Raw genomic sequence first — 11530 nt, forward strand, 5'->3', positions numbered from 1 at the left:
ACCTGTCTTCTTCAAGAAGACGGGTTTATTTTCATTTATTCCTATCGTCAAAATACATATCTGCTATAATGGTAGCGGATTCATTCCTACAAATTTTAGGTAGAGGGGGGAATATCATTGATTCCGAAGTATAAACATGTCGCTGAACAAATCGAGATCGAGATCAATGAGCACGTCTATCAACATACGAACAAACTGTTGACGGAAGACGAATACGCCCAAAAATTCGATGTCAGCCGGAACACGATCCGGAAGGCGATCGAGATTCTTGTCAATAAAGGATACGTTTACCAAGTGCAAGGGAGCGGTGTCTTCGTCCGCGATCATTATAAGAGCGATTACGTGAATCTCGAAAAGCTACAAGGATTGACGAGCGACTTCAGTGGACGGAAGGTCGAGACGCGCGTTCTCGCTTTCGAACAGACGAAGGCAGACGAAGAAGTCGCGGAACGCATGAAATGTCCGGTCGGTACACCGGTCTATTACGTCAAACGACTGCGTCTCGTCGATGATCACCCGTTTTCGATCGAAGCGTCTTATTTCCGAAAAAATCTCGTCATGTATCTCGATGAGAACATCGTTCAAAAATCGATCTATACGTATTTACGCAACGATCAAAATCTATCGATCGGATTTGCGGATCGCGTCATCTATGCAGATTACTTGAATAGCAGTGACGCCGAGTTGCTTGGATTAAAAGAGAACGATCCATCCTTACTCGTCGATAATACGGTCTATTTGACGAATGGGAAAATCTTCGACGTCTCGCGGGCGACGCATCATTTTCGCCACGTGAAGATGCTGAAAGTCTCGAATATTAAATAAGAAGGAAACACACGAAGCGAATTTCGTGTGTTTTTTTATTTAAATTTTTTAAAAAGAAAGGGTTTACACGTTATGAAAGCGCATGCTATTATCGAACTGTAGAATTTGTACCTATGAATTTGAGTTATCCATACAACAAAGGAGAGACAGCATGACTTCTGAAACGATTGAAATTACCCCGGAAGATATTTTTGGATTGATCGCCTTGTCGGGCGACGCCAAAGCAAGCTACCACCAAGCGATGTTACTGATGCAAGAAGGTAAAGTCGAAGAGGCACAAGCTGCCGTTACAGAAGGTGACGCGACACTCAAGGATGCCCATAGCATTCAGACGAAATTCGTCACACTCGAAGCACAAGGCAAGACAGCGACGGTTGGCGTCCTGATGGTACACGCGCAGGATCACCTCATGAACACGATCCTCGTCAAGGAAATGCTCGGATATATGATGAACATGCAAAACGAAATCAACCAATTGAAGGGAATGGATCAATAATGATGAAAATCGGACTCTTTTGTGCGGCAGGTATGTCGACGAGTATGTTAGTAGAAAAAATGAAAGCGGTTGCCTCGGAGCGCGGCTTAGAAGCGGACATCGCAGCATACCCGGAATCAGAGATGGAAACGTACGTCAATGAGCTTGACGTCGCTCTCCTCGGACCACAGGTGAAATACCTTCTTTCAAAAGGAAAACAGATCTGTGAACCAAAAGGTGTGCCGATCGATGTCATCAACACGATCGATTACGGCATGATGAACGGAACGAAAGTACTCGACCAAGCAATCAAACTCGCAAACAAATAAGAGGTGAAGACGATGAAAATGCCAAAAGATTTTCTATTCGGCGCTGCTTCTGCTTCTTATCAAGTAGAGGGTGCTTGGAACGTAGACGGAAAAGGCGTCTCGAACTGGGATGTCTTCTCGAAGATTCCTGGAAAGACGTTTGAAGCGACGAACGGGGATGTCGCAATCGATCATTACCACCGTTACAAAGAAGATATCGGTCTGATGGCAGAGATGGGTCTTGAATCGTATCGCTTCTCGATCTCATGGCCACGCATCTTCCCGAACGGCACAGGTGAAGCGAATGAAAAAGGACTTGAGTTCTATAACAACGTGATCGATGAGTGCCTTAAGCACGGGATCGTCCCGTTCGTGACACTCTATCACTGGGATTTACCACAAGTCCTTGAAGAACAAGGCGGCTGGCGTAGTCCTGAAACAGCAGATGCCTTCGTGCGTTTTGCGAAGACTTGTTTCGAAGCGTTCGGCGATCGTGTCCGCAACTGGATTACCTTCAACGAGACGGTCATTTTCTGTTCGCTCGGCTACTTGACGGGCGCACACCCACCCGGCATCACAGGCGATGCAAAAGCGTATTTCCAAACGACGCACAACGTCTTCGTCGCTCACGCTCGCGCAGTCGAAGCGTTCAAGGAAGCGGGATATGAAGGAGAAATCGGGATCACCCACGTCTTCAACCCGGCATTCAGCATCGATGAAGCGCCAGAGAACAAACAGGCCGAAGTACATGCGAATGAATACGCGACACACTGGTTCTATGATCCGATTTTAAAGGGTGAGTACCCAGCATATGTCGTGAAGGATTTAGAAAAGCAGGGCTTGTTACCGGAATGGACAGAAGAAGAGCTCGATCTCTTGAAACGGACAGCACCGCTGAACGACTTCATCGGACTGAACTACTATTGTCCACAACGTGTCATGAAGAATGATTCGGCGCTCGTCATGGCAGGTGGTCGCGAAAACTCAACCGGACGTCCTGGGAACCCGTCGTTCGATGGCGTCTACAAGACAGTCTTGATGGACGATAAAGTCTACACGAAGTGGGGCTGGGAAATCGCACCGGATGCTTTCCTGGAAGGAATGCGGATGCTCCAAGCACGATACGGCGATATCAAAATCTACATCACGGAGAACGGTCTCGGTGACGAGGATCCGATCGTCGGCGAAGAAATCATGGATACACCACGAATCGAGTACATCGAAAGTCATCTTCGCGCCGTCAAGCGTGCTGTCGAAGAGGGCATCAATGTCTCTGGTTATTATGCATGGTCCGTCATCGATCTACTCAGCTGGTTGAACGGATATAAAAAGCAGTACGGATTCATCTATGTCGATCATGCGAATGGTCTGGCACGGAAGAAGAAACAGTCGTTCCATTGGTACCAGGAAATCATCGCGACACGTGCTGCTGAACTATAAGGAGGAGTCGGAATGAACCGATTAGAAACCGTATTTGAAAAAGTCACTCCTGCCTTCGCACGATTCGCGAACGCCAAGCCTGTCCTTGCGATCAAGGACGGCTTCATCTTAACGATGCCGATGACAATCATCGGCTCGTTATTCCTACTGATTCTCGCGTTACCAATCCCAGGCTGGGAGAAGTTCATGACGGGCCTATTCGGTGCCGACTGGACATTACCGCTGACGCAGGTCGTCGGTGCGACGTTTGATATCCTCGCATTGATTGGTGTCTTCGGTATTGCCTACTCCTATGTAAAAAACGAGAAGATCGAAGGGGTTCCAGCCGGGATTCTCGGAATCATCGCTTTCTTGATCATCACACAATCATCCGTTCTGTCGAAGTCAGGGGAAGTCGTCACGGGTGTCGTACCGAAAGTATGGACGGGCGGACAAGGGGTCCTTGCCTCGATCGTCGTCGGACTCGTCGTTGGTTTCATCTACTCGCAGTTCATCAAGCGGGGCATCCGAATTAAGATGCCAGACGGTGTACCGCCGGGCGTTTCAAACTCGTTCTCGGCACTCATTCCGGGACTCGCAATCATTACATTGTCTGTCGTCACGTTTGCTGTCTTCCAAGCATTCGCTGACCGGACGTTCACGGAAGTCGTCTACGACGTCTTGCAAGCACCGATTCAGAACTTGACGGATACGCTCGCAGGAGCAGTCCTGATCATGATCTTGATGTCTGTCATGTGGTGGTGCGGGATTCACGGCGCAGCGATCATCATGGGAATCATGGGACCGTTGCTGACAGCGAACGCTTTACAAAACCAAGCGATCATCGACTCCGGAAAAGAACTTGTCGTCGGTGACAACGCGAAGATCGTTACGATTCAGTTCCTCGATGTCTTTACGAAGCTCGGTGGAACAGGGATTACGGTCGGATTCATCATCGCGACATTGATCGTTGCTCGCTCGGCTCACTTGAAGCAACTCGGGAAGCTATCACTTGCGCCAAGTTTGTTCAACATCAACGAACCGGTCATCTTCGGGATGCCGATCGTCTTCAACCCGATCATGTTCGTTCCGTTCGTCATCGTACCAGCGATTGCATCCTTCATGGTCTACTTCTCGATCCTCTGGGGTTGGGTCGAACCATTTAATGCGCTTCAAGTACCATGGACGACACCACCCGTCATCTCTGGCTTCTTGATCAGCGGCTGGCAGGGTGCCTTGCTCCAGCTGGCGACGATTGCGATGTCGGTCGCAATCTATCTACCGTTCGTTCGGATGCAGGATCAGCTGTCTTACGGCGAAGAACTAAAAGCACAAGAAGAACATGCTTCGGCATGATCAAAAAAGGAAGCGCGAATGGCGCTTCCTTTTTGTATAACGGTCATTGACGGTTTCGCTTTGATTCAATGAAGATCGTAAACTTAGTCAGACGCAGACACGTATCCAGTGAGTTTTATATTATAGAAGAAAAACGTCAATCCCACTCTTCCGTCATCTCTTGGAGTTGCGTCAAGATATGCGTCAAGAGGAACGCACAAAGGGCAAGACTCGGTAGTCCGTGGCGTGAACCGTCCTCTGCCGGAAGCAATCCTTTATTGAACTTCAATGCAAGCGGAGCAATCGAACGCTCGAGCGTCTCCGTCACGTCACTGAGTGTGACGATCGCATAAGGCGTATGCCATGCATCGTAACGGGCAAGAGAAGCGAGGAGATCCGAACGTTCCGTATCCGGCGTGAAGATCAAGATACGATCGACAGCGTGCAGGGTCTTTCGATCCTTGATCTTCGTAACGCGTTTCATCTGGTCTGGTCCTTCTGAGAGCATCGGATAGAGTCCTTCACATTCGCCGTAGGCGTCGACGTAGACCGTGCCTTCCCCGACGAGCGCTTGTGCGAGTAGACGGACGACATCGAATAGTTCGTCTTCCTGTTTTGCGAGCGTTTGCAATTTTCCGTTGAATTGTGTAGCTAAGATTTTCATCATTTTTCTTCATCCTTTCTATGTTTCTCTCAAGGACAGTATAAAGCAAGTTTTGCTTTAGTGTAGAATGGAAATAACTAGAGGGGGAGTGGCAGAGATGAAAGGCAGATTGTTGATCGTCGAGGATGAGCCGGGAATCCGGAATTTGCTTGCGCAATTGTTCCGGGCAGAAGGGTATGAAACGGACGTCGCCGTCGATGGAGAGGAAGCGATCGTCTACTTACAGGAAAAAGCGTACGATCTATTGTTGATGGATGTCAACATGCCGGGGCGGACTGGGATCGAAGTGTTGCGTCATCAGGACCGGATTGGACGACGCGTCCGGACGATTTTAATGACGGCACTCGGTGAAAAAGAAGCGATGGAAGAAGCGAAACGATTAGGGGTTGTCGCCTTCTTCGGAAAGCCATTTGACATCTTTGAATTAAAAAAAGAAGTGACTGTGCAAATTTCTCACGATGTAAGCGGTTAATCTTTCACGTCGCCGTCACAAACCAAAAAACCGAGCGAAATGCTGTACGTTCCGATGAATCAGTATGTTATAATCAGTCTGAAATTGCACGAGTTCGTGTAAGCAGCGATCAAAACAGAGGAGGATGTCATTATGCCATTAGTATCTATGACAGACATGTTAAACAAAGCTCTCGAAGGTAAGTATGCAGTAGGTCAATTCAACATCAACAACCTCGAGTGGACACAAGCGATTCTCGGTGCGGCTCAAGAAGAGCAGTCACCAGTCATCCTTGGAGTATCTGAAGGTGCAGCACGCCACATGGGCGGATTCTACACTGTCGTGAAAATGGTTGAAGGTCTTGTACACGACATGAAAATCACAGTTCCAGTTGCAATCCACCTCGACCACGGTTCGAGCGTTGAGAAATGTAAAGAAGCGATCGACGCTGGATTTACATCTGTCATGATCGATGATTCGCACAGCCCGATCGACACAAACATCGAAACAACAAAAGCAGTTGTTGAATACGCTCACTCTAAAGGCGTTTCAGTAGAAGCGGAAGTTGGCACAGTTGGCGGACAAGAAGACGACGTCATCGGTGATGTCATGTACGCGAAACTTGACGAGTGTGTACGCATCGTCAAAGAAACTGGAATCGACACGCTTGCTCCTGCACTCGGTTCTGTTCACGGACCATACAAAGGTGAACCAAACCTCGGATTCAAAGAGATGGAAGAAATCCGTGATGCGACAAACCTCCCACTCGTTCTTCACGGTGGAACTGGAATTCCGACACACGATATCGAAAAAGCGATCTCACTCGGAACTTCAAAAATCAACGTTAACACAGAGAACCAAATCTCATTCGCGAAAGTCGTTCGTGAAGTGTTAGCTGAGAAACCAGAAGCATATGACCCACGCGTATTCATCGCACCAGGTCGTGAAGCAATCAAACAAACTGTCATCGGTAAGATGCGTGAGTTCGGTTCAAGCAACAAAGCTTAATCGACTCCTCTTTAAAGTGCGGTAGACTTCGGTCTACCGTGCTTTTTTCATATCATGTGAACATATATTCAATGGAAAACAGTAGGACTTCTCGTGAAAAAAACCTATAATAGAGTCGTAAGCGATTTCAAGGGATGAAAGGGGAACGAGAAAGATGAGATTTTTCATTGACACAGCAAACGTAGAAGACATCAAGAAAGCACATAAAATGGGGATTTTAGATGGTGTCACGACGAATCCGTCGCTCGTCGCTAAGGAAGGCGTCGATTTCCATACACGACTTCGTGAAATCTGTGAAATCGTCGGGGACGTCTCTGTTAGCGCTGAAGTCATCGCGCTCGATGCAGAAGGAATGATTCGTGAAGGGAAGGAACTTGCCCAAATTGCACCGAACATTACGGTTAAGGTTCCAATGACTCCGGCAGGACTCGAAGCAGTCGCAGCCCTTTCAAAAGAGAAGATCACGACGAACGTCACATTGATCTTCAATCCGAACCAAGCGTTACTCGCAGCCCGTGCTGGTGCGACATACGTATCACCATTCCTCGGTCGTCTAGATGACATCGGCCAAGATGGAATGGGGCTCGTCGAGACGATTGCTCAAATTTTCGTCGTACATGATATTCCGACACAGATCATCGCGGCATCGGTCCGGAACCCGGTTCACGTCACGAACGCTGCTCTTGCGGGCGCAGACATCGCGACGATTCCGTTCTCGGTCATCGAGTCACTCACACACCACCCACTCACGACGCAAGGGATCGAAAAGTTCCTCGCGGACTGGGAAAAAACGCAGCAATAATCGTAGCGAAGAGAAAGGTTGATGGAACGTGGACATTTTGCATATCGTAGGGCAACAACGCCTAGAAGGAACCGTATCAATCAGTGGTTCGAAGCAAAGCGCCATCCCGTGTCTTGCTGCAGCCCTCCTGACGGATCAAACGGTCGTTCTTGAAGGCGTGCCGGAGATTGGCGACGTCGCGACGATGATCGAGATTTTGGAGACGCTCGGCGCGGTCGTGACACGTCAAGGCGATATGGTGACGATTGATCCAAGCCGGGTCGAATCGATGCCGTTGACTGGTGCGGAGACGCGCAAGTTACGCGGATCGATCTACCTCATGAGCGTTCTGGCAGCCAGATTCAAACAAGGAGTCGTCGGTCTTCCTGGAGGTTATGCCATCGGACCACGACCGATCGATTTACACATCAAAGCACTAGAGCGTCTAGGTGTTTCTGTACGTAACGAGCAAGGCGTCCATTACATGCGCGTCGATCGTCTCGTCGGTAACCGAATTTACCTCGATCTCCCGTCTTTCGGAGCGACGATCAGTGCCTTACTCGTCGCTGTCTTCGCTGAAGGAACGACTGTCATCGAAAACGCCGCCTACGACCCGGAAGTCATCGACGTCAGTACGATGTTGACGAACATGGGGGCAAGCGTCAAAGGGGCAGGAACGGACGAGATTCGAATCAAGGGCGTATCGCAACTAAGTGGTTGCCGGCATACCTTGATTCCGGACCGAATGGAGGCAGGAACGTTCTTGACGATGGGGGCGGCACTTGGACGCGTCACCGTCGATAACGTCATTCCGCTTCATCTCGAGAGCGTCATCCAAAAACTCGAGCGGTACGGTGCGTTGATCGAAGCAACGGATGATTCCGTCACGGCGACGTTTCAGGAGACGAAGCCGGTCGATATTCGTGTCTTCCACTACGGTGGATTCCCGAGCGACTTACAGCCTGTCATCTCGGCAGCGTTGCTGCAAGCAAAAGGAGCGAGTATCGTCGTCGATAAGTTGTATCCGCAGCGTTTCCGGCATGTGCAGGAGTTACGACGCTTGAATGCTCGAATCACGCATGAAGACGCCTCAATCATCATTCGTGGTGGCGAATCCTTACTTGGTACGGAAATCGAGGCACCGGACCCACGCGGTGGCGCAGCACTTGTCTTGGCGGGACTTCTCGCTTCAGGGGAGACGACGCTGCACCATGCAGAAGTGCTTGACCAGAGTTACGAACGATTTGATCAGAAGTTGAAGGAACTTGGCGCCCTCGTATGGCGTGAAACGATTTGACCGATTTGTAACAAGGGAGAGGGGACATACACATGGAGAGAAGTCTATCAATGGAACTGGTACGCGTCACGGAGGCAGCAGCACTCGCCTCTGCACGCTGGATGGGAAAAGGATTGAAGAATGAAGCGGATGATGCGGCAACAAGCGCGATGCGTGATGTCTTCGATACGATTCCGATGAAAGGAACCGTCGTCATCGGGGAAGGCGAGATGGATGAAGCACCGATGCTTTACATTGGAGAAAAGCTAGGAAATGGGTATGGACCACGACTCGACGTCGCCGTCGATCCGCTGGAAGGAACGAACATCGTCGCAAAAGGAACATGGGGCGCACTTGCTGTTCTCGCGGTCGCGGATGCAGGAGATTTACTTCATGCACCGGACATGTACATGGATAAGATCGCAGTCGGCCCGGAAGCGGCAGGACACATCAGTCTGGATGCGACGATCGAAGAAAACATCGCAGCCGTAGCGAAGGCGAAGAACAAAGAAATCGAAGACGTCGTCGTCTCGATTCTGGATCGCGAACGTCATGAAGAAATCATTCAACGGATTCGGGCAACAGGGGCGCGGATTCGCTTGATCGGTGACGGTGACGTCGCTGCTGCGATCAACACGGCGTTCCCGCATACGGGGATTGATATCCTGCTCGGTTCAGGTGGTGCACCGGAAGGCGTTCTTGCTGCCGTTGCCTTGAAATGCCTCGGTGGTGAGCTCCAAGGACGCTTGTTACCAGCAGACGATGCCGAGGTCGAGCGTTGCAAGAAGATGGGCATTGAAGATCCATCGAAGATCCTTATGATGGATGATCTCGTTTCAGGAGACGATTGTATCTTTGCTGCGACAGGCGTCACGGACAGTGAGTTGATGAAAGGTGTCCAGTTCACGGCACAAGGCGGTCAGACACACTCTGTCGTCATGCGTGCAAAATCCGGAACGGTGCGTTTCGTCGAAGGTATTCACTCGTTCAAGAAGAAACCGAAGCTTGTCATTAAGTAAAACAGACTGACTCCTCAAAAAGGACGTCTGAATCCATACAAAAAGAGTTGGCGTTGCGGATAATTTCCGGAAGGCCAACTCTTTTTTGATGATGTTTAAAACTGATAACGTTCATATCCTCACTTTCCTCAGGCGGGAGGTAAGCCGCGACATCTCGCAACTTATGCGAAATGTCGGGTCTTACCTTACCCTGACGGAAACGTTGAACTCGTTTCCTTTTCCTGTAGGAGTTGAGGATGAACGTCATAAATATTGAAATAATGAACATTATAACTATCACCGCGGACGCTGGACTTCTCCTGCTTGTCTGGTGACGTACCGACGCGGTAGAAAACGCGTCGAAAAGATATACCAGGCATTGCCGAAGCCAGGCACGATGAACGTTTTCCCCTTCATATAGCCGCGGTAGGCGATGCGCGCAACCGTCGGAGCATCCATGACACCAGGTCGCAAGAACAAACGCGACTGTTCAAGGGTTGCTGCTGATTCGAAGCCGGTATGGGTCGCGCCTGGACAGACAACGCTGACTTGGATACCGTCTTGTGCGAGTTCTTCCGTCAATCCTTCCGAGAAATGAAGGACGTAGGCCTTTGTTGCGTAATAAACACTCAGCCATGGACCCCCTTCAAACGCAGCCGTTGATGCGAGATGGACGATGCGTCCTTTGATTCCCTGTGCTTTCATGCGAGAGGCATAAACCTTCGTCACGTGTGTTAATGCTTCGATATTCAAGGCAATCATCCGGGACTCGTCTTCGAACGAGGTCTCAAGGAAAGAACCAAAGACGCCAATCCCGGCGTTGTTGATGACGCAGTCGACCGGAATCTGTTCCGTTGCCCGAAATAGTGCAAGACGATGCGTCGGCTGCGTTAAGTCATACGGAAAGACGGTTGCCGTTCCCCCGAGTCGCTCGACATGGAACTTCGTTTCGAAGAGTGCTGTCGCATCGCGTCCGACGAGCAAGACGTGATCCCCTTGTCGTGCATGCAGATAAGCAAATTCACGACCAAGACCTCTTGAAGCACCTGTGATTAAGACATGCATCCGATTTCCTCCTCCTGTAATCGATTCGATGAAAAAAAGCGATCGAGCCAATGCTCAACCGCTTTGAGATGATGAATTATAGGTAAGATCCTGCGCCGACAAGGCGTGAACCCCAGTACCCTGATTTGAAGCTTGAGTATTTAACGCCACCTGTTTCTGAGTTGACCATGCTTGACTTGCTTGTTGCGATCCCAACGTGTTGAATGCCGCTACCGTGTGAGAAGAAGACAAGATCTCCTGGCTGTACTTTAGAAACGCTGACTTTCTTAGAAGAAGAATATTGTGAAGAAGACGTACGTGGTAATGTTTTACCAGCCGCTTTCTTGTAGACGTAGCTTGTGAAACCAGAGCAGTCGAATCCACGAGTCGTCGTTCCGCCCCATACATATGGTGTACCTTTATGTTTTGCTGCTTCGCTTAGGATTTTAGTCCGTTTAGAAGATGTGCTCGTTGTTTTTTTAGCGCTTGAAGATGATTTGTATGTCTTTGTGTATTGTGAGAAGACATAACGTGTTTTGCCGCCGTATGAGATTTTTGTCCAGCTGCCTGACTTGCCTTTATATGTAAAGACTTGACCAGCGTTGACTTTCCCGACGATGCTTGCTTTCGTAGAAGGTGCTGTCCGAACACGAAGACCGTTGTCCGTGATCTTGACTTTCGTGACTGTTGCTGCTTCAACTTTACCTGTACCCACTGATGTAAAACCTGAAACCACTAAGGCTGCTGTCGCGATCGATGCTAGAAAACGTTTCATGTTAAGAATTCCTCCGTTTAATGTAGTGTGTTGCGTCCGTAAGTTATATGATGAAATCATTAAGTGTTTGGTTAAGCAGTGAACCTTACAACTGTGTAAGAATTTCGTCTGCAGGAATATCTTAGCATGCGAACACTTGAAAACGTTTTTTCAGTTAGAAGACAAAACAGA

The 11530-nt window shown here is 49.3% G+C and carries 13 protein-coding genes; 10 read left to right on the plus strand and 3 right to left on the minus strand.

What is annotated here, in order from left to right:
* The first annotated feature begins 117 nt into the window (after positions 1–117).
* The 5 genes from NOM72_RS00295 to NOM72_RS00315 all read left to right on the plus strand — a co-directional run bounded on the left by NOM72_RS00295 (position 118) and on the right by NOM72_RS00315 (position 4383).
* Positions 118–825, plus strand: a complete 708-nt coding sequence (locus tag NOM72_RS00295; RefSeq protein ID WP_023469560.1) for a GntR family transcriptional regulator — start codon at positions 118–120, stop codon at positions 823–825.
* Positions 826–976: 151 nt separating this feature from the next.
* Positions 977–1321, plus strand: a complete 345-nt coding sequence (locus NOM72_RS00300) for a PTS lactose/cellobiose transporter subunit IIA (RefSeq protein WP_174316675.1) — start codon at positions 977–979, stop codon at positions 1319–1321.
* Positions 1321–1629, plus strand: coding sequence for a PTS sugar transporter subunit IIB (locus tag NOM72_RS00305; protein ID WP_055969344.1), 309 nt, complete (start codon positions 1321–1323; stop codon positions 1627–1629). Before NOM72_RS00300 ends, NOM72_RS00305 begins: the two co-directional genes overlap by 1 nt.
* Before the next feature lie 12 nt (positions 1630–1641).
* On the plus strand, positions 1642–3048 hold the full coding sequence (locus NOM72_RS00310) for a GH1 family beta-glucosidase (protein WP_255997286.1): 1407 nt from the start codon (positions 1642–1644) through the stop codon (positions 3046–3048).
* A gap of 12 nt (positions 3049–3060) precedes the next feature.
* A complete protein-coding gene (locus NOM72_RS00315; protein ID WP_023469556.1) occupies positions 3061–4383 on the plus strand; it encodes a PTS sugar transporter subunit IIC in 1323 nt (440 codons plus the stop codon).
* 136 nt (positions 4384–4519) lie between these two features.
* On the opposite strand, the gene NOM72_RS00320 is transcribed toward NOM72_RS00315, so the two are convergent.
* Positions 4520–5029, minus strand: a complete 510-nt coding sequence (locus NOM72_RS00320; RefSeq protein WP_023469555.1) for a DUF2529 family protein — start codon at positions 5027–5029, stop codon at positions 4520–4522.
* A gap of 94 nt (positions 5030–5123) precedes the next feature.
* Between NOM72_RS00320 and NOM72_RS00325 the strand changes: the two genes are divergently transcribed.
* The 5 genes from NOM72_RS00325 (at position 5124) to glpX (ending at position 9561) form a co-directional block, all read left to right on the plus strand.
* Complete coding sequence (locus tag NOM72_RS00325; protein WP_023469554.1) at positions 5124–5498, plus strand: response regulator; 375 nt, start codon at positions 5124–5126, stop codon at positions 5496–5498.
* A gap of 132 nt (positions 5499–5630) precedes the next feature.
* Positions 5631–6485, plus strand: coding sequence for a class II fructose-1,6-bisphosphate aldolase (gene fba / locus NOM72_RS00330; RefSeq protein WP_023469553.1), 855 nt, complete (start codon positions 5631–5633; stop codon positions 6483–6485).
* 154 nt (positions 6486–6639) lie between these two features.
* Positions 6640–7287, plus strand: a complete 648-nt coding sequence (fsa, locus tag NOM72_RS00335) for a fructose-6-phosphate aldolase (RefSeq protein ID WP_023469552.1) — start codon at positions 6640–6642, stop codon at positions 7285–7287.
* Between the two features lie 28 nt (positions 7288–7315).
* Complete coding sequence (murA, locus tag NOM72_RS00340; protein WP_023469551.1) at positions 7316–8563, plus strand: UDP-N-acetylglucosamine 1-carboxyvinyltransferase; 1248 nt, start codon at positions 7316–7318, stop codon at positions 8561–8563.
* Positions 8564–8595: 32 nt separating this feature from the next.
* A complete protein-coding gene (gene glpX, locus NOM72_RS00345) occupies positions 8596–9561 on the plus strand; it encodes a class II fructose-bisphosphatase (protein ID WP_035395794.1) in 966 nt (321 codons plus the stop codon).
* A gap of 276 nt (positions 9562–9837) precedes the next feature.
* On the opposite strand, the gene NOM72_RS00350 is transcribed toward glpX, so the two are convergent.
* Both NOM72_RS00350 and NOM72_RS00355 read right to left on the minus strand, forming a co-directional pair.
* A complete protein-coding gene (locus tag NOM72_RS00350) occupies positions 9838–10605 on the minus strand; it encodes an SDR family NAD(P)-dependent oxidoreductase (protein ID WP_255997289.1) in 768 nt (255 codons plus the stop codon).
* Between the two features lie 76 nt (positions 10606–10681).
* Positions 10682–11359, minus strand: coding sequence for a C40 family peptidase (locus NOM72_RS00355; protein WP_023469548.1), 678 nt, complete (start codon positions 11357–11359; stop codon positions 10682–10684).
* Positions 11360–11530 lie beyond the last annotated feature (171 nt).

This window comes from Exiguobacterium sp. LL15, from assembly GCF_024436095.1.
Classification (GTDB): domain Bacteria; phylum Bacillota; class Bacilli; order Exiguobacteriales; family Exiguobacteriaceae; genus Exiguobacterium_A; species Exiguobacterium_A indicum.